General features: G+C 54.0%; 15 protein-coding genes and 1 pseudogene. 9 read left to right on the top strand and 7 right to left on the bottom strand.

Annotated elements, in window-relative coordinates:
- Positions 1-70 precede the first annotated feature (70 nt).
- The 5 genes from ACZCED_RS15080 to ACZCED_RS15060 form a co-directional block, all read right to left on the bottom strand.
- Positions 71-1579 carry a hydrogenase large subunit gene (locus ACZCED_RS15080; protein WP_462969832.1) on the bottom strand — a complete coding sequence of 503 codons (1509 nt, stop codon included), beginning with the start codon at positions 1577-1579 and terminating at the stop codon, positions 71-73.
- Positions 1579-3000 (bottom strand): proton-conducting transporter transmembrane domain-containing protein, encoded by a 1422-nt coding sequence (locus tag ACZCED_RS15075; RefSeq protein WP_462969831.1) that lies wholly within the window; start codon positions 2998-3000, stop codon positions 1579-1581. The genes ACZCED_RS15080 and ACZCED_RS15075 overlap by 1 nt, the downstream gene beginning before the upstream one ends.
- Before the next feature lie 11 nt (positions 3001-3011).
- Positions 3012-3653, bottom strand: coding sequence for an NADH-quinone oxidoreductase subunit K (locus ACZCED_RS15070; protein ID WP_464861127.1), 642 nt, complete (start codon positions 3651-3653; stop codon positions 3012-3014).
- Positions 3650-4570 (bottom strand): respiratory chain complex I subunit 1 family protein, encoded by a 921-nt coding sequence (locus ACZCED_RS15065; RefSeq protein WP_464861126.1) that lies wholly within the window; start codon positions 4568-4570, stop codon positions 3650-3652. Before ACZCED_RS15065 ends, ACZCED_RS15070 begins: the two co-directional genes overlap by 4 nt.
- Before the next feature lie 78 nt (positions 4571-4648).
- A complete protein-coding gene (locus tag ACZCED_RS15060) occupies positions 4649-6523 on the bottom strand; it encodes a proton-conducting transporter transmembrane domain-containing protein (protein WP_464861125.1) in 1875 nt (624 codons plus the stop codon).
- A 433-nt stretch (positions 6524-6956) separates the two neighbouring features.
- Between ACZCED_RS15060 and ACZCED_RS15055 the strand changes: the two genes are divergently transcribed.
- The 6 genes from ACZCED_RS15055 (at position 6957) to ACZCED_RS15030 (ending at position 11267) form a co-directional block, all read left to right on the top strand.
- Positions 6957-7658 (top strand): YkgJ family cysteine cluster protein, encoded by a 702-nt coding sequence (locus ACZCED_RS15055; protein WP_464861124.1) that lies wholly within the window; start codon positions 6957-6959, stop codon positions 7656-7658.
- Positions 7659-7733: 75 nt separating this feature from the next.
- Complete coding sequence (locus ACZCED_RS15050) at positions 7734-8120, top strand: hypothetical protein (RefSeq protein WP_462969826.1); 387 nt, start codon at positions 7734-7736, stop codon at positions 8118-8120.
- A 44-nt stretch (positions 8121-8164) separates the two neighbouring features.
- Positions 8165-8593, top strand: a complete 429-nt coding sequence (locus ACZCED_RS15045; protein WP_462969825.1) for a DUF3783 domain-containing protein — start codon at positions 8165-8167, stop codon at positions 8591-8593.
- Between the two features lie 4 nt (positions 8594-8597).
- The gene (locus ACZCED_RS15040) at positions 8598-10130 is read left to right on the top strand and encodes an aldo/keto reductase (RefSeq protein ID WP_464861123.1); all 1533 of its coding nucleotides are present in this window, start codon (positions 8598-8600) and stop codon (positions 10128-10130) included.
- A 187-nt stretch (positions 10131-10317) separates the two neighbouring features.
- Positions 10318-10806, top strand: coding sequence for an acetolactate synthase small subunit (ilvN, locus tag ACZCED_RS15035; protein ID WP_462969823.1), 489 nt, complete (start codon positions 10318-10320; stop codon positions 10804-10806).
- A gap of 152 nt (positions 10807-10958) precedes the next feature.
- On the top strand, positions 10959-11267 hold the full coding sequence (locus tag ACZCED_RS15030) for a PilZ domain-containing protein (protein WP_462969822.1): 309 nt from the start codon (positions 10959-10961) through the stop codon (positions 11265-11267).
- Between the two features lie 28 nt (positions 11268-11295).
- Here the strand turns inward: ACZCED_RS15030 and ACZCED_RS15025 are convergent, their stop codons facing one another.
- The gene (locus ACZCED_RS15025; RefSeq protein WP_464861121.1) at positions 11296-11883 is read right to left on the bottom strand and encodes a hypothetical protein; all 588 of its coding nucleotides are present in this window, start codon (positions 11881-11883) and stop codon (positions 11296-11298) included.
- 242 nt (positions 11884-12125) lie between these two features.
- A complete protein-coding gene (locus ACZCED_RS15020) occupies positions 12126-13325 on the bottom strand; it encodes a hybrid sensor histidine kinase/response regulator (RefSeq protein ID WP_464861120.1) in 1200 nt (399 codons plus the stop codon).
- Positions 13326-13969: 644 nt separating this feature from the next.
- On the opposite strand from ACZCED_RS15020, the gene ACZCED_RS15015 reads away from it, so the two are divergent.
- The 3 genes and pseudogenes from ACZCED_RS15015 to ACZCED_RS15005 form a co-directional block, all read left to right on the top strand.
- Complete coding sequence (locus ACZCED_RS15015; RefSeq protein WP_464861119.1) at positions 13970-16291, top strand: tetratricopeptide repeat protein; 2322 nt, start codon at positions 13970-13972, stop codon at positions 16289-16291.
- Positions 16292-16377: 86 nt separating this feature from the next.
- A pseudogene (locus ACZCED_RS15010) lies at positions 16378-16677 on the top strand (O-linked N-acetylglucosamine transferase family protein); the annotation flags it as partial.
- Positions 16678-16768: 91 nt separating this feature from the next.
- Positions 16769-18400 (top strand): tetratricopeptide repeat protein (locus tag ACZCED_RS15005; protein ID WP_464861118.1); only part of this gene is annotated, 1632 nt, incomplete at its 3' end.

Raw genomic sequence — 18400 nt, 5'->3', positions numbered from 1 at the left:
GCGTACTGGCGGTACGCCGCAGTGACGAGAGATGAAGCGTACCGCAGATATCGGACGTTTTGCGAAACCGTCAAAGGTCAAACCCGCAATACGACAGGTTATAGCTTTTGTTGTTAAGCGGAAAATCCGAAATACCCGTATCTCTCAATGACATGGACAGGCCATTCCAATTATGAAACGAAGGGTCCTTTACTTTGTATCGACGGATGTTACCCTGACTGTCGGTGAGGATACAATGCGACAGCTCTCCTCGCCAGGCTTCGTTGAGGGTGACGACGAATGAATCGGGTGCCAGTTCCATTTCAGCACCGTCGATGATCTCTGTTTCAACTGGCCGGGATAAAAGGATTTCAATGATCCCGATGGACTGCATGACCTCGTCCGCCCTGACCTTGGCCCGGGCATAGACATCTCCAGTGGTTTCCGCATTTTCCGGAATGTGCAAGTATTCATAGCGTTCGGTGGAGAAGCATCGGCGTACATCGTAGACCAACCCGCAGGCGCGACCGGCCGGGCCCACCAGGCCGAGTCTTTCCGCATCGCTCCGGCTTACGGTTCCACAGCCTTCAAAACGGGAACGGACGCTGGAGGTGGAAAAGAGCAGGTCGATCGTATGCTTGACCTGGGGTTTGATTTCACCGATCCGGGCAGTCAGATCGCGACGGTTGTCGTCATTCATGGGGAACCGCACACCGCCGGGTCTGACCAACCCTTTGCCGAAACGGTTGCCGCACAAGAGCAGGCTCATGTTGAGAAAATCACCGCGCATGCGGCCGCAGTAGTTGGCCGGCGGCAGGAAGGCCACGTCACCGCTCAAGGCGCCCAGGTCACCCACATGGTTGGCGATGCGCTCCAATTCCAGGCCGATGGTGCGAATGATTTTGGCACCTTCATCAATCCGGGTGCCAGAAAGGGCTTCCACGGCCTGGGCATGGCACAGGCTGTGACCCACGGAGGTGTCACCGGCGATGTTCTCGGCGATGAACGGCAGCCGTTTGCGATCCGCTTTCAGGAGGAGATCCTCCGCCCCACGATGCTGGTAGCCCAACTGGATTTCGAGGTTGAGCACCCGTTCACCGATGCAGTTGAAGCGGAAATGGCCGGGCTCGATCACCCCTGCATGCACCGGGCCCACGGCTACCTCATGGATTTCATCTCCGGCTACGGAATAATAGTCGTATTTGCCCGGAATGTCTTCGCTGTAGTCGTTTCCGAAAACATCGTCGACGCCGCGACCATTGGCATGGTAGCGCACCATCTTCAACCACGGATGGCCCTCGGGCACGATGCCGTATTGCTCGGCGATTTCGCGCTCGAACATGTGAAAGGGTTCGCATTGGACCGTTAAGGCGGGATAGCGTTCAGGTGCATCACAGGATGCAACGAGAAGGTCATCGGTGCGAAGCACGGCCATTAATCTGACCGCTTCTTCCGTTTGGAAAGCAAAGCACTGGACCACCTTGCCGCCATTGGAAACTATCGCAACCGCCTGGGTTGAGAAGTCGTCAAAGGAGAGGTGGGGAATACTCTCGATGGCGATGGGTTCTCCATTGGAAATGGTTTTGAAATTCATGGTCATTAAAATCCTCCACCGATGGCATTCACCGCATGGATGATGGTCTGGTACAAGGTGTCCGGCATCCAGAAACACAGCACCAAAGAGGTTGCCAGCAGTGCGTATTGGGGCCAGACCAGGCTGGCCTCTTCCTTGATCCGGGCGTTGGCATCTGAGGCGCTAAAAGAGATCTTCATGATATTGTTGGCAAAACCGGCGAAGATCACGCACAGGCTGAGGATGAAGATACCGGCGCTCAGATAGTTGCCGGTTCGAAAGGCCCCCATGATGATCAGCAGTTCACCGATGAAGATCCCGAAGGGCGGAAACCCCGAAATGCCGGCGAAACCACCGAAAAAGGCCACGAATGTCTTTGGCATTCGGCCCACCAGGTTGCCGGTTTTTTCGATGAACCGGCTGCCGAATCCCAGGAGAATATTGCCGGAAGTGAGAAAAAGACTGGATTTGATCAGGCTGTGGTGGATCAGGCAGATCATTGCGCCATAGGCGCCCAACCCGCCGATGCCGGTGCCGAAGGCGATGATGCCCATGTTCTCGATACTGGAATAGGCCAGCATACGCTTGTATTCGGTCTGCTTGAGGATGAAGGTGGCTGCGGCCACGATCGAGACCAGACCGAATACGATGAGAATGGGGCCGGAAAAACCGGCCAGGCCGGCCGCGTGCATGATCTTGTTGGTCTTGAAGATACCCAGGTAGGCACAGTTGAGCAACACACCGGAGAGCAGGGCAGAGGCCGGGCTGGGCGCTTCGCTGTGGGCGTCGGGCAGCCAGGTGTGCATGGGGGCCAGCCCCATCTTCGTGCCGTAGCCGACCAGGATGAAGACAAAGCCGGCTTTCAGCCACATGGGGTCCATTTGTTTGGCCACTTCGGTCATGGCCGAAAACGAGATGGGGGCGCCCACCTTGCCCACGTCCATAGCCACGGTAACCAGCACCGATCCCAAAAGGGCCATGGCGATGCCCACCGAGCAGATGAGCACATATTTCCAGGTGGCCTCCAGGGAGGCTGCCGAGCGGTGGGTGTAGATCAGCGGTGCACTGGCCAGGGTGGTTGCCTCGATGGCAATCCACATCACCATGATATGGTCGGACAGGGTCACCATGGTCATGGTAGACAAAAACAGCAGCATGGACCCGGTGAAAATGTTTTCCGAATGGATGTCGGATGCCTTGAGATAGGCGATGGTGTAAATGGAAATCAGGAAAAAAAGCAGGGAGATGACCAGCAGGGAAAGCAATCCTTCCGGCGTGACCGCAAAATAGTCTGGAAACGAGGGCGCCAGTTGGCCTGCCCAGACCATCACGGAGAGCATCAGGTGAACGGCGCCGGTGAGCACCAGCAGGCACCTCCCGATTTTATCAGGAAGAAAGAATGCGGCGGTACCGGTAAAAAATGGTATCAAAAAAACGATTTCAAGCATGAAATGACCACCTATTCCTTTAAGGTTCGCAAGCGGGCCGTATCAACGTCGTCAAAGGTCTGTTTGATGTTCTGCAGGATGACGGCCATGATCATGACACCGGCCAGCACATCCAGCAGGATGCCGAATTCCACGATGTGACGGGCCCGCGTGGAGAAAGTGGTGCCCACCAGGTAGATGCCGTTTTCCATCATGATGTAGCCCAGGACCATGGCGATGGCGTTGCGGCGGGCCATGAGCAGAAACATGCCGGCCCCCAGAAGGGAGATGGCCGCGGGAAGCAGCAGGGCGCTGACACCGCTATAGGGCACATCAATGCGATGGCTGGCAAAGGTGGCGCCGACGATCAGCAGCAAACCGGCCAGGATACTGGCGTGGTAGCCGACGATGGGTTCCACCTCACGTCCAATGGCTACTTTTTTAATGGCCAGGTAGATGCATCCGGGAATGATGATGCCCCGGATGGTCAACGTCACGATGGTGAAGACGACGCCGCCGGTTGACATTTCATGACCGATCGTCAGGGGTACGATGCTCACCACCACGCCCTGAAAGGCCATTACTTTAATCAGGCCCGGCAGGCGGCTGGACCCGAAGGAGAAGAGGATCGACAGCAGCGCCAGGGATAGGATGGTATCGACCGGATGAATCATTTTATAAACTCCAGGGTGATAACGGTTGCAAAAAAGGCCAGGGCGAAAGACGTGAGCACAAACTTGGGCACGCGGTCCATGCGGTAGCGTGCCATGACCGATTCCGTGACGCCCACGGTTACATAGACGATCAACAGACCCAGGGAGAATAGCCCCAGATTCAATGCCGGATGGCCCAGTTCAAAGGGCAGTATCATGCGAGAAACAATCGTTGCGTAGAAAAACATTTTCAGGAACGCACCCATTTCAATGAATCCGAAATCCGGACCACTGTGATCCAGCACCATGACCTCGTGGATCATGGTCAGTTCCAGGTGGGTAGCCGGGTCGTCCACCGGCACCCGGGCGTTTTCCGTGAGCAGGATGATGAAAAAAGCGATCACAACGAAAAGCATGGGCGAGCCTGCCGTCTGCCAGAAACCGAAGGGCTGGGCGCCGGAAAAGTAGGCGGCCAGGTTCAGATCGCCGGTCAACCGGTAAAACAGGATCAGGATCATGAACATGCTGGCTTCGCAGATGATCGGAAAGTAGGCTTCTCTGGCCGCGCCCATGCCCTCGAACGGTGAAGCGGTGTCCATGGCGGCGGCAATGGTGAAAAAGCGGCCGATCCCCAGCAGATAAAGGATAAAAATCACATCACCGTTAAAGGTGAGGACTGGCGCATGTCCGGCAATGGGCAGAAATAGCAGTACCGTGGCTGCCGATCCCAATGAGACCAGTGGGCCCAATCGGAAGATGTAGGTGGTGCTTTTGCTGTACACCGATCCTTTTTTAAACAGTTTGATCAGGGTGTAATAGTTGATCAGCACCGGTGAGCCTTTACGGCCACCGAAAAATGCCTTCACCTTGAAAATGATACCGGCAAACAGCGGTGCAGTCATCACGGCCAATGCCCAGAGCAAGACGGATTCAATCATGAGCTTTTCTCATTCTTAATGGGGTCAACAGTCATCGTCCGATCCTGATGGTAAGGCAACGTCAAGCCATTTTATCGATTAAACGAAAAACAGCAGGATGACGATGGCCAGCAGGATATATCCGATATACAGATGGATATCTCCGTGCTGAATCCAGCGCAGTCTATCGAACAGCCACAGGACAGGGGTGACGATGGCCCGGTTCATGTTCAACTCGATAATGTCGTGCACGCGACTCTGGTAATAGGTCTTTTCCGGAAACAGGCCCTTGACCGAGGGGTGGGCTTCTTCAAGCGGTGCTGCCGGTTTAAAGAATTCCAGAATCGATGCGGCATAGGAGGTCCCGGTGTATTGCATGCGGGTTGTGGGCTGGGTAAACCCGCAGCCCCAAGTGCCGCTGCGTCCGATGGTTTTACCCTGGTAAAGAAACCGACGAAGGGCCAGAATGATCAGCAACGCAGCCAGAAAGAGGGTTGCTCCCAGGGTAATGTTGGCGGACATCTGGGCAAAGGGTTCGATGGGTACGCGGCCATACCCCAGTTTCAGCGCGGCCACCGCTTTCAGGCTCATGAACATGAAGGCGCCGGGGTAGATGCCGATGATGACGCAGGCAGCTGCCAGGATGACCATGGGTATCAACATGAAAGCTCCGTTTTCGTTGACATCCACAGCGACCTGGCTTCGGGGCTCGCCCTGAAAAACGACACCCAGCAAACGGGTAAAGCAGGCCAGGGCCAACCCACCGATGACCGCCAGACTGACGATGGCACAAAGGCTGATGACAAATGCCTGAGAGTCGGCTGCGACCCCACGGAAGCCGCCCATGTAAATAAAAAATTCACCAACGAATCCGTTGAAGGGCGGAAGGCCCGAAATGGCCAATGCACCAATGAGAAAAGTGGCGCCGGTGATCTTCATATTTTTAAGCAGGCCGCCCAAGGCATTGATCGATTTCGTCCCCGTTTTATGGACCACGACGCCGGCTCCCATGAACAGCAACGATTTGAATAGGGAATGGTTCAACACATGCAGCATTCCCCCGCAAAAACCGAGGACCGCCATAATCGGATTGCCCAGCGCCACACCGATCATCCCAACACCCAGACCGATCAAAATGATGCCGACATTTTCAACGCTCGAGTAGGCTAAGAGCCGTTTGATATCATTCTGGCCGAGTGCGTAAACCACGCCTAAAATACCGGTCACCATTCCAGCAATCAAAACGATTCCGCCAATTACCGGTGTATGCAGGTTCAGGATGCTATACATTTTGAGGATACCGTAGATGCCTGTTTTGATCATCACGCCGGACATCACCGCAGATATGTGAGAGGGGGCCGCCGGGTGGGCGTGAGGCAGCCAGACATGAAAGGGAAACACGCCGGCCTTGGAGCCGAATCCGACAAAGGCCAGACTGAATATAAGGATCTTGGTCGCATCGGTGAGGCCGGCCGCCTCAAATCCAAAACTGCCCGTCTGCCCGTACAGAATGGCGAAGGCGGCAAAAATAAACATGGCCCCCACGTGGGAAAAGATAAAATAGAGATAGCCGGCCTTTCTGTTTTCCGGTGCCTGGTGATCATAGATCACCAGGAAAAAGGAGGACAGGGACATGATTTCCCATGACAGCAAGAAGGTGATCATGTTGTCGGCGACAACCACCAGGGCCATGGCACCTGCCAACAGACTGAAGAAGAAATAGTTGGTGGCCGTGCGAAGGGCCTTTTCCGGTTGGTTCATATAATGGAAGCTATAGAGGGCAGCCAGCAGACAAACGGCAAAGATGGCCAACAGAAAAAGCGCGGAAAGGCCATCGATTTGAAAGGCGAGCGAGAGCGTATTGAGATATGCAATCGAGGTGCTGGCGGATCCATCGTAGCTAAGCCTGGACAAGGCGTCTAGCATACCCAGACAGCAGCCGGCGCCGATTCCCAGAACTCCCAGGATTTTCATCAAGGTGAACTGCCTGAACGACAAGAGAGGAAGGATGCCGCCTGCAGCAATGATCATTATTGAAAGAAAAAATAGATTCATTCGCTCCCTTTCAGTCCTCCTGATCCCACTGCCGGGCTATATAACGGTGCTCGTGACACTCGGCTGCCGGAAATCAAGTTTTTTTTCGCGGGATATGGAGTTGGTACGGCTAGGCTAAACGGTTACAGGATAATTCAAGGGAACCTATTGCAAAAACATGCTTCAAGTCAATATCGGAATTCAAGAAATCCGAGATTGTTCGTATGTGAACCGCTTTGGCGAGTGTATTTCCCACGGCTGGCCGCAGGAAATCTTCAATGCCGATGGGTAAAGGGTTTGTCTGAAACAGGCAGGCGTGCTAAAACTAGTCGTGTGACTGCGTTCCCTTTCCATCTGATCGGGGGGAGGTGAAATGCCGAAAAAAGAGAGACTCTTTCTAACCTTCGACGAGGCCCTGGACGCCGTTCGTGCCGATTTCGCGCATTACGGTTCCCAACTTAACCTGCTTGCCGTGATATGGCCCATGGTTTTCGGGGACGGGGCCTATGTTCTGAAGAATGCCCGCAGCCGCTCGGTATGGGCAAAAGCTTCCGCCAATTCCAAACTGATTCCGTCCAGCGAAGCGGATTTGAAAAAACAGATCATGGATCGCCTGAATCGCTTGCCGCCGGACCCGCAACACCTTGCCCGGATCTGCCGCCTGGTGTTCGGCGTGCGTGTCACGGCCGGTCCGGGACCGGAACCGGGGGCGTTTCACGGACTCTGGATCGACACCGGCATGAATGATTTTACCTGCACCCAGTGCGGCCGATGCTGCCGGACGCTGGATTACCGCGACGGCTGCCGGGTGAGCGATTACCAGCGCTGGCAGGATCTCGGAAGAACCGACATCCTCGACTGGGTGGGCGTGGTTCGACAAGGCAAAGAGGTGACTGCCTGCCGCATCTGGGTGACCCCCGGGACCAACGATTTTGCCCCAACCTGTCCCTGGTTGGCCCGCTCTTCCGAGCCAAACCGCTATGTCTGCAACATCCATGACGTCCGACCCACGATCTGCCGGCAGTACCCCGGCAGTCGCAAGCATGCCCGGTTGACCGGGTGCAGGGGCGTTTGATCCCATTTGCATGCCGCTGACAAATGGTGTATGAAGGTCGCGCGAATGCTGACCTGATCCAGAGGATGTTGAAGAATGACCACAAGCGCCTTGCCGACCGCTCATGACGCCGCGACATTTAAAACCTGCACCAATTGCCAGGAACACTGGGACGACCTGGATGCCTTCATCCAGGATCCGACGATCGAACTGGTGGGATACATGCCGACCTTCGACGACTTGGTACTAGGGCTTTTTTTATTCAACCACGGCTGCGGTACTACCCTGGCTTGCGAGGTCTCGCTGTTCGAACACCTTTACGACGGACCGGTTTATAAGATAAAAAAAACCGGTGAACCCGAATGCCCGGGTTATTGTCTGAGTGAGACGGACTTTTCACCATGTCCGGTAAAATGCAGCTGCGCGTTCGTCCGTGAAACCCTGCAAATCATCAAACAGTGGCCCAAGACCAACGTCTCCTGACCCCTCGGCCGCGAACCTACCCATGCTTCGACCGGAGTTTTAAAATGACAGACGGTACTTTCGAAAAGGTCCACCATTCCGATACGCGCATGTATGGCACCCCAAAACTGCTGCTCTGCGGGTTTTCCGTTCAGGCTCAGCCCAAATTCTTGGCGGTCTTGAAAATGGCCGGGCTGCAGGAGGTTGGCGTTGTATGGGCCAACGAAGAAAATGGGAAAGCGACCCTGGCGGTGCTGCTCGACCTACCCGACGGTGCCGGAGCGGGCAGGGGATCGGCGCTCCCCCGGGCCATCATCGTTTCCGGTATCACGGAGAACCAGCTTCACACATTGATGACGGTCTGCCGAAAATCAGGAATGCAGCAGCCCCTGTGGGCCGCGCTGACGCCGACGTCCGAAACATGGCCGCTGGCACAACTGCTCAGCGAGCTGCAGGCCGAGCGAAAAGCCCTTTCCGGGCGCAGGAAGAAATAATCCGATGATCAGTGGATACGCCACACCTGACGGCACCCGACAAATCGGCGACCGCATTTCCGGCGCGGCCTTCATGCCACTGGGCCGCACCGGCCTTCGGGTGAGCCGTGCCGGGTTTGGCTGCTACCGGGTCAATGCCGGTGTGACCGCCCATGCGAAGGCCTTGGAAAAAGCCCTCACCGGTGGCGTGAATCTCATCGATACCAGCGCCAACTATGCCGACGGCGGTTCGGAGCGGCTGGTCGGTCAGGTGCTCAAGGAACTGATCGAAGCGGGCCGGATCGATAGGGAACAGGTCGTGATCGTCTCCAAGGGCGGCTATATACAGGGGAACAACTATGTCCTGAGCCGCCAGCGCGAAAAAGCAGGCAATCCATTCGAGGATGTCGTCGAATACGCGGATGGCCTGGAACACTGCATTCACCCGGAATTTCTCGACGATCAGATCGAACGGTCCCTGAATCGCCTGGGTTTGGAGACCCTGGACGGATACCTGCTGCACAACCCCGAGTATTACCTGGGGTGGGCCCACAAGCAGGGGATGGCGCGCGAGCGTGTAGAGAAAGAGTACTACCGGCGGATCGGGAAGGCCTTCCATTTTCTGGAAGAAGCGGTGCAATCGGGGCGTGTCCGGTTTTACGGAATCAGCTCCAACACCTTCCCCGCGCCCACGGATGATCCCGAGTTCACTGCGCTGCAGCGGGTATGGGAGATCGCCGAATCCATCGGCCGCGATCATCACTTCCGGGTGATCCAGCTTCCCTTCAACCTGTTCGAAACGGGCGCGGCACTGGAGAAAAACCAGCCCGACCGCAAAACGGTTCTGGATGTGGCCCTGGAAAAGCGGCTCGGCGTGCTCGTCAACCGCCCCTTGAACGCGTTTACCGACCGACGCATGGTTCGTCTGGCCGGCATCGAGGTGCGCAGCCGGATGGACTACTCGGAGATTATCCATTCCATCAAGGACCTGGCCCAAAGTGAAACCCGGCTGTGGCGAAATATTCTCCCCGGTATGGAATCGGTTCCCGGCGGACTGCGCGTCCGTATCAAGCAGCAGGGGTGCTTTGCCGAAACCCTTAAGCATCACTGGCGGACCTTCGGCTCCTATGAACGCTGGCGGGAGGCCAGGGACGGCATCTTTCTGCCCCGCATGCAGGGGGTGATGGACTTTTTGCTGCCGCATGCCGACAACCACCCCGACCTGGCCGCCTGGATCCCATCCCACGAAAAAACCCTCGACCGTGCCTTTCGCGCCGTGGCCTCCGTTTATGCCGATGATGCCGTGGCTCTGGAGAAGAAAATTCTCAATATGATCGGGCAGGCTGACGAGGCGTGGGCCCAACCCGGTACGTTGAGCCAGAAAGCCATCCGCGCGATCGCCTCGACTGCGGGTATTTCGAGCGTCCTGGTGGGCATGCGCAAAGAAGCCTATGTCTCTGACGTGCTGACCGAACTGCACCGATCGACCGACCCGGCCGATCGGACCGACTCGTGGAACCGGCTGCGAAAAGGTGCGCTTGATATTTTTCCCAGCTGAAGGTGCTGTCGAGCCAAAGAATAACCCTTCAATGGTCTGCTCAATCCCTCAAAAACCCTTCCCACATGCAATCGCCAGGATCCCCGACCGTCTAACTGTTTGCCCTGCGTATTCGATTTTGATACAACGACCGCATCCCCGTTTTTGCCGGTAATCCCATAAAACCCTGTGCGGTGGAGATAATTCCATGGAAACTGAAAAACACACGATCACCATGCTGGTGGAGAACGAACCGGGGGTGACGGCCCGCGTGTCCGGGCTTTTTGCCAGTCGCGGCTACAACATCGAGACCATCTGCGGCGCCCCCACCGCCAACCCGGATATGTCCCGCATCACGATTACCACCAACGCAACGCCGGATCAGATGGAGCAGATCATGAAACAGGTGCGGCGGCTGATCAACGTGATCAAGGTCAGGGATATGACCGGCGATGAAGCCGTGAGGCGGGAAATGGCCCTGATCTGCGTCAATGCGCAGGAGTCGTGCCGCCCTGAAATTCAGCGCATCGTCGACAGCTTCAGGGCGCGTATCGTGGATACCGGAGTGACCCACTATATTATCGAGGTGACCGGCCAGATGCAAAAAATCGAAGCCCTGCTGCGGCTGCTGGCGCCCATGGGTATCAAGAAGGTGGCCCGGTCCGGCATACTGGCCCTTTACCGGGAACCCGGTTGAAGCGCGAATGCGAGCGAACAGAAAATCGAATATCATCCTTACGGTGAACCCTCCCCGCGGCAAGTCGCCGGGAGGGTTCAATCCTGATTATCGCAATTTTCCGATGCTTTCCCAATTGGAACGCTGTTTGCAAGAATGTTTGCAGGAACAAGATGGACGACCCGCGGACCGACGGTGAAAGGAAACACGCTGAAATGGGGACCGGAGAATTCAGAAGGCGCTACGAACGCAAAAGCTATAACCGTGATATCGTTTTTTCCCTAAAAGGATATGCCTTTGCCGGAACGCTGAAAGACATCAGCATGGGCGGGGCGTTTGTACTGACCCTGTCGGTCAATCAGGTCCACAAAGGCGATGTCATTATTATCAGCATCCCTTTCACCAGCGGCAAAAAAAACGTCAAGCGGCGGGCCAGGGTGCTGTGGACCAGCGGAGAAGGGTTCGCCGTCGAGTTCTTGTAAACCATGCACCTTTCGGCAGGCCGCCCGCTTAAAGAACGGTTGGCGGCGTTGTCGTGTCGGCAATCGACAGCAGGCGCTCGAGAATCTGAATCAACACACCCCTATTCTTTTTAATGCTTTCCCGCACCCGGTCCAGCTCGTCGATGACGGGCTCGTGGGTGATGAAGGTTGCGTAAATGGTCAGGAATTTCTCATCGTATTCAATCTCCTTGACGGCCGACTTCATTTCTTTGGCATTCAAGGTCAGGTAGTCGCGCATCATCTCAGGGCGGATGTAATCGAGCACGGAAAGCTGCTCCCACCGGTGGCGGATCCTGACAGCGGCGTCCTGGATATAAAGACCGGCCTTCTGGATGTAGGCCAATTGCCGGTCATCCGGATCAAAAAGAAATCCCCTTTCCAGGAATTTGAAATCCTTGTAAGCCTGATCCAATTCATGCCAGGCGAGGTAAAGCCTTTCGATGTCCGGGGTAAGGATGGCGACCATCGGATCCGCGCTGCCACCCGTCGTCTTGCTGCCGTTCGTCTGGGTCGACGGGGCACAGCCGGTGAAGGCAGCGGTCAACATGACCATGCCAATGATAATGACGACGTCACGCCGGTGCCTGGATTTCATCCTTCACCTCCTTTTGCAGGTTCAACGGCATCTTTCTGGTGATAATAGATACGTTACGCAACAAGGCAAATCCAGGCCGGATCGGTTGAAGGGACGGTTTTGTCCGAGCGGATTAACTATGGCTGCAGGGCCGGCCAGCCGGCAGGGCGTATCCGGCGCTTGCATTTCCTTCGCGGGAACGCCTGTTCGTTTGCATCCCGCGCGCAGCCGGTGGTTAACCGGCCCCTGACGTTCAACTGAAGTTACGTGTCGTTGACCACCCGATAGAGTTTCCGGCTGAATTCAATCACTTCGTATGGTTTGGCCACAACTTCGCAGAAACCGTATTGTCTGTAGTTGGCAATCACGGGGTTGTCGGAATAGCCGCTGGAAACGATGGCCTTGACCGTGGGGTCAAGCGCCTTGAGCATGGCAATGGTTTCCTGGCCCCCCATGCCGCCTTTGATGGTCAGGTCCAGGATGACTGCATCGTAGGGTGCTGATGCGTCAAGGGCGGCCTTATATTTCCTCACGGCGTTCTGCCCCTCTTCGGCAAAGTCCGCATCATAACCCAAATGACCGAGCATGTTCCCGGTCAGTTCCAGGATCATCGCCTCATCGTCCATCACCAGGATTCTGCCCCGGCCCATCACCGGTGTGTCGGATGGTTCGACGTTTTCCCGGGCCTCAAGGGGGTGAGCCGGATCAGCCGGTGCTTCCGAGGCGGGCAGGAGGACGTGAAAGGTGGTGCCGGCGCCAAGGCGCGAACAGACGGTAATCTCACCGCCATGATTGGAAATGATCGAATGGGAAATCGAAAGTCCCAGGCCGGTCCCCTTGACGGCACCCTTGGCCTTGGTCGAAAAATAGGGGTCGAATATTTTTTCGATATATTCGGGAGGTATGCCCACACCTTGATCCTCGATGGCGATATCGATGTATCTGCCGGGGGGCAGGATGCTGTTGGGGCTGTCGACGGTCGTATTTTCAAAGCGAATGAATACGGTCCCTCCGGAAGGCATGGATTCGGCCGCATTGATCACCAGGTTGTGGATGGCCTGTCCGATCTGCTGCGCATCGGTGTGGGCGGGCCAGATGCCGTTGGAGTGCCCTAATTCGCAGCGGATGTTGGATCCGCAGAGGGAGAAGGCGGCCGTATTTTCAATCACGCTGACAAGGTCGGTTGGTTTTTTGTTCGGTTGTCCGCCTTTTGAAAAGGTGATCAGCCGGCGGGTGAGTGTTTTGGCCACCCGCGACGCTGCCAGCGCCTGTTCCAGCAGACTGGATAGCTTGGTATCGGACCCGACCTGTTCCAGCGCCAGGGAAATGTTGCCCATGATGGCGGTAAGCAGGTTGTTGTAGTCGTGAGCGATGCCACCGGACAGGGCGGCGATGGATTCCAATTGGCGGATCTGTCGCTTCAGGTCCTGGCGGTCTGTTGTGAGCTTGGCGGTTGCATTCATTTTGAGGTCGCTTTTCGGGGAAAGAATGTGATTGTTTGGTGTTATAAGGCTTATCGGTTTGTTGATAGGGTAACTTAAGACAGCTTGGAAAAGAGTCAAAAATCAAGTGCCGGAAAGCCACACATATAATTCACCGAAGTTGTGGCGGACGCATTGAGCCTATTTAATCTGGATTCACGGCATGTTAGACTCTTAAGCCCTCTTTCTCAAACTGGCGACAATACTCGCCACTTCGTATAGGGTAAAGATGAGAACCGGCACAAACATCGCATCTGCGATCATCTAACTATAATATTATAGCCTAAACGCTTACTTCGTTTGTTAGGCGGTGTTAAGAAGGCCACACCCAAGGTGTGGCCTTTTTTGGTATGGTTATTGCGATAAGGTCAGATGGAACGATGGAGACACTGTCGATTGTGAAAAACCCAAGGTTTTTTGTCAATCCCTTAACAGCAAGGTGTCAGAATAGTGACGGGACATGGTGATGATTGTAGGGAGCTATCTCGCAGGAGGCAATCCTTTTTGACTTAGAAAAAACTTTGAGGGTTACCAAATCGGTGCAGTTTCCAAAGCAAGGGGTGAGGCTTCGTGATGGTTATGCAAGCCAATGAAATATCAATCAAATTTATAGAGTTGATCGCCAAATGAATGTGACCGCAAAACTGAAAATAGGCACCCGGCACCATCAGGCCGGTCGCTTTCAGGCAGCCGTGGCCGTATATGAGGAAATCCTGCATAATTTCCCAGATCATCCGGATGCTCTGCATCTTTCGGGACTGGTTGCCCATCAACAGGGCAATGTCAATATCGCTGTGGTGAGGATCGAACAGGCCATTCGTCAGCGGCCATCCAACATATTATATTTAAAAAACCTCTGTGCGGTCCTCACAGCCTCCAACCGTGTAGACGAAGCATCGGATGCTTATAAAAAGTTGGTGGATATCGATCCTCGAAACATCGACGCCTGGTTTGGTTTAGGGAATAGCTGTCAGCATCTTGGTCGGCTTGACGAGGCCATTGAAGCATACCGACAGGTGGTTGGCATTCAGCCGCATCATTCCGGCGGTTATCACAACATGGCAGCGGCCTACCATGCCACGGGCGACCATCAAAAAGCGCTTTCCTGCCTGCAAACGGCACTTCAAATCGATCCTGAACTGGCCCAAATCCATTATAGCCTGGGCAATGTCTATCGATCCATGGGCATGATGGAAGAAGCGATCCAGGCGATGCAAAAAGCGATTCAAATCAAAGCCGGTTTCATCGATGCCCGTTTCAATCTGGCGAACCTGTTAAAAGATGTCGGCAGGATTGAGGCAGCCATCGAAAACTATATCGTCCTGCTGACGATTTCCCCGGCGATGGCCGAAGCCCACAACAATTTGGGCAATGTCCTGTTGAGCATCAACCAGGATGAGCAGGCGCTGAAATGCTATCAGGCGGCAATTGATATCAACCCGGATTATCCTGAAGCACTTCACAACATCAGCATCGTTTCGCAGAATAGTGGGGACTACGAAGCGGCGATGGCGAACTGTAAAAAAGCTATCACGATAGAACCCGGCTATGAACCGGCCTATGCGAGCCTGGCCCACCAGATGCGCCAGGCATGTGTTTGGGATGGACTCGAAGAAATCGATCGAAAACTGGATCAATTGACCCGCAAGGCGTTGTCCGAAGGACGGCGGCCGGCTGAAAACCCATTTTTGAATATCACCCGCCATGCCGATCCGGCCGCCAACCTGGCGGTGGCTCAGGCATGGAGCCGCAATCTGTCTGCCCGAATTGGCGTGATGGCGTCACCCGAGAGATCGGAGGATGAGGCAAGCCTTCCGGCCAGATTGAAAGCGGGCCGCTTGAAGATCGGTTACCTGTCGAATAACTTTCGCAATCATCCAACCGCTCACCTGCTGATCCGGCTCTTCGGGCTGCATGATCGGAAGCGGTTTGAGGTTTACGCCTATTCATACGGGAAGGACGATGCCAGCGACTACCGAAAACGGATTGCGACGGATTGCGATCACTTTGTGGATTTGAGGGAAATGAATGATGGCCAGGCCGCCGAGCGGATCCGTTCGGACAACATCAACATCCTCGTCGACCTTGTTGGATACATGCAGGGGCATCGACTGGGCATTTGCGCGAGACGGCCGGCCCCCGTGCAAGTCAGGTACCTGGGGATGGCCGGCACCAGCGGGGCGGACTTTTTCGATTATTTAATCGCCGACCGGGTTGTCGTTCCCGAGGAGCAGACCCGCTATTACAGCGAAAAGCTGGTTTATCTACCGCATTGCTACCAGATCAATCACGACCGACAGCCCATCGCCGATGCCGGGTATTCGAAGATGGATTTCAATCTGCCGGCCGACACCTTTGTCTATTGTTCGTTTGCATCCCACTATAAGTTGGATCGACCGATGTTCTCGGTATGGATGCGCATTCTGCGCCAAACCGACCCGAGTGTACTCTGGCTGACCCCGGGTGGCCAAACGGCTGAGCAGCATCTCATCAACCAGGCCAAAGGCCACGGCATTGATCCTGAACGGCTTGTCTTTTCCCACCGGCTGCCCAAGGAAAATCACCTGGCTCGTCTAGGACTGGCTGACCTGGCATTGGATACCCGGTTGGTCGGCGGTGCGGCAACCACCAGCGACGCCTTGTGGGCGGGGATCCCGGTGGTCACCATGCAGGGCAATCATTTTGCCTCCCGGATGTCATCCAGCCTGCTCAACGCAATCGGGCTCGAAGGGTTGATTGTCGGCAACCTGGATGAATACGAAGCATTGGCCGTGCGACTCAGGCGCGAGGGGCAACTGATGTCGTCATTCAAGCAGAAAGTAGCCATGCAAAAAGTTAGCGGCCACCTGTTCAACACCGTGGCGACCGTCGGTCACCTGGAAAAGGCCTATAACGCTGTGTGGAAGGCATTTGAAGAAGGTGAGAAAGCAAGAATGGTCACCCTTTGATACGGAATTTAAGAAATAACCCGATGTCGGATACTCGAATTGCAAATGGCGCTGCTATGACCAGTGATGAGTAGTGGGCCGACGTTCCGGTGGTAACTGTGATGGGACACCACTTTTTTTCCTGCATGCTCGCCAGTATTTTAAAAACCATTGGTATGTCAGAATTGATCACCCCAAACCAGATTTCATATCAGGATTTGGCCGTGCGAATAACTCAGGATGCTGACTTTCTCTTTTCGGTTCGGAAAAATCTGCAGATAAAATACCGGGTCAAACCCCTGTTTAATGCGGCGTGTTCGACAAGAAACCTTGAAAACGCTTATACTATCATGTGGCAAGCTTACGGTGCCGGTCTAGCACCCGCTCAGATTGAAGTCTGCGAATGAAATGGAATCACTTTTTGGACTCAAAGGGGTATGCTGAAACACCTTGTTGAAATCGCATGGCTATATGGATATCACGGGATGAATTCAACTCATGGATAATGAAATGACGACAAAGAAAAGAAGAACGTATCGAAAAGACAAACCTAACAATGCTAAAATGTGGCCGACAAAACGCTGGCGGCCAACTTATGACAGCCGCAGTGAACTCAATCGAGCACTCGTGCTTCAACAAAATGGAGACATACAGCAGGCTTCAGACGTCTACCAGGCGATTTTGAACAAAGATCCCCGGCATCCGGATGCTCTCCATCTTTTAGGTCTCCTCCTGGCAAAACAGGGAGATTATGCAAGGTCCATCTCGCTGATCCGCATGGCAATTCAAAATTTACCCGAAAGTGAAATTCTATACAACAATTTGGGCAACGTGTTATCCCAAGGCGGCCAGAATGAAGACGCAATGAGCGCCTATCAAAAAGCGATAGAAATAAATCCGTGCTGTTTCGATGCTTTCCACAATATGGGCAGCACAGCAAAAAGAATAGGGAAACCTCTTGAGGCGATTGGATATTATCAGAAGGCGTTGGAGATCAGACCAGACTCTGCAGAAGCCCTAAGTGATATGGGCATTGTCCTGGCTGAAATCGGGCGGGCGCATGAGTCAATTAATTGTTACGAGGAAGCTATCAAGCTAAATCCAAATTTTGCCAAGGCGTATAACAATATGGGAAGTATTTTGCTATCCCAGGATCGGTATGTAGAGGCCATCGATCATTACTGCAAAGCCATCGAGATCGATCCATATTATGCTGAAGTTTTCAATAACATAGGTGCTGCCATTACGGATATGGGTAAGCCGGATGAAGCCGTCAAATTCTTCCATAAGGCGCTTGAAATTAAGCCGCAGTCGGAACTCTTTCTTTTTAATTTATTCGATGCTCTTATGCGGACATGCGACTGGCGTCATTTAAATGCACTCAATGAAAAACTCGATGTACATACTATCAAGGCGATTGAACAAGGCCGTCGGCCTATCGAAAATCCTTTTATAAATTTGGCACGCCATGATGATCCATCTTTAAATTTGGCGGTGGCCAGATCCTGGAGCAAGGACATCAACCGACGCATGTCTGGAACAAGAAGCAATTTTATTTTCGACGATAGAAAAGTGAGTGGTGAAAAAATAACAATAGGTTACCTGTCCTCTAATTTCCGCAACCATGCCTTGGGACATCTGATAGCCGGCCTATTCGAACGTCATGACCGCAGTCGTTTTAACATATACGCCTATTCTAGTGGTGAGGACGATTGCAGCGACTACAGGAAGCGAATTGAAAGGGGCAGTGATAAGTTTGTCGACATTCGCAGCTGTCATCACTTAGAAGCGGCTCAATCTATTTATAATGATAAAGTAGACATTTTGATCGATTTAATGGGCCATACACGCGGTGGACGAATTGAAATTGCCTCTTTACGACCTGCCCCTGTTCAAGTCCGCTATATGGGAATGGCCGGAACATCAGGGGCCGATTTTTTTGATTACCTCATTGCTGATCAGATTGTTGTTCCCAAACAAGATACCCGATATTACAGTGAAGAACTTGTCTATCTACCGAATTGTTATCAGGTTAACGACTACCAACAGATTGTTTCGAATCAAATTTATACCAGAGAAATGTTTGGATTGCCGGAAGACGCATTTGTCTTGTGTTCATTCAATCAGGCG

Source organism: Desulfosarcina sp., from assembly GCF_055467485.1.
This window is presented reverse-complemented; position numbering and strand designations above follow the sequence as displayed.

What these genes read in the sequence shown, in the direction of transcription:
- ACZCED_RS15015 (WP_464861119.1), top strand. Translation starts at nt 13,970, where the DNA reads ATGAATGTGACCGCAAAACTGAAAATAGGCACCCGGCACCATCAGGCC.
- ACZCED_RS15030 (WP_462969822.1), top strand. Translation starts at nt 10,959, where the DNA reads ATGGACGACCCGCGGACCGACGGTGAAAGGAAACACGCTGAAATGGGG.
- ilvN (WP_462969823.1), top strand. Translation starts at nt 10,318, where the DNA reads ATGGAAACTGAAAAACACACGATCACCATGCTGGTGGAGAACGAACCG.
- ACZCED_RS15045 (WP_462969825.1), top strand. Translation starts at nt 8,165, where the DNA reads ATGACAGACGGTACTTTCGAAAAGGTCCACCATTCCGATACGCGCATG.
- ACZCED_RS15020 (WP_464861120.1), bottom strand. Translation starts at nt 13,325, where the DNA reads ATGAATGCAACCGCCAAGCTCACAACAGACCGCCAGGACCTGAAGCGA.
- ACZCED_RS15080 (WP_462969832.1), bottom strand. Translation starts at nt 1,579, where the DNA reads ATGACCATGAATTTCAAAACCATTTCCAATGGAGAACCCATCGCCATC.
- ACZCED_RS15070 (WP_464861127.1), bottom strand. Translation starts at nt 3,653, where the DNA reads ATGATTCATCCGGTCGATACCATCCTATCCCTGGCGCTGCTGTCGATC.
- ACZCED_RS15050 (WP_462969826.1), top strand. Translation starts at nt 7,734, where the DNA reads ATGACCACAAGCGCCTTGCCGACCGCTCATGACGCCGCGACATTTAAA.
- ACZCED_RS15075 (WP_462969831.1), bottom strand. Translation starts at nt 3,000, where the DNA reads ATGCTTGAAATCGTTTTTTTGATACCATTTTTTACCGGTACCGCCGCA.
- ACZCED_RS15060 (WP_464861125.1), bottom strand. Translation starts at nt 6,523, where the DNA reads ATGAAAATCCTGGGAGTTCTGGGAATCGGCGCCGGCTGCTGTCTGGGT.
- ACZCED_RS15025 (WP_464861121.1), bottom strand. Translation starts at nt 11,883, where the DNA reads ATGAAATCCAGGCACCGGCGTGACGTCGTCATTATCATTGGCATGGTC.
- ACZCED_RS15065 (WP_464861126.1), bottom strand. Translation starts at nt 4,570, where the DNA reads ATGATTGAATCCGTCTTGCTCTGGGCATTGGCCGTGATGACTGCACCG.
- ACZCED_RS15055 (WP_464861124.1), top strand. Translation starts at nt 6,957, where the DNA reads ATGCCGAAAAAAGAGAGACTCTTTCTAACCTTCGACGAGGCCCTGGAC.
- ACZCED_RS15040 (WP_464861123.1), top strand. Translation starts at nt 8,598, where the DNA reads ATGATCAGTGGATACGCCACACCTGACGGCACCCGACAAATCGGCGAC.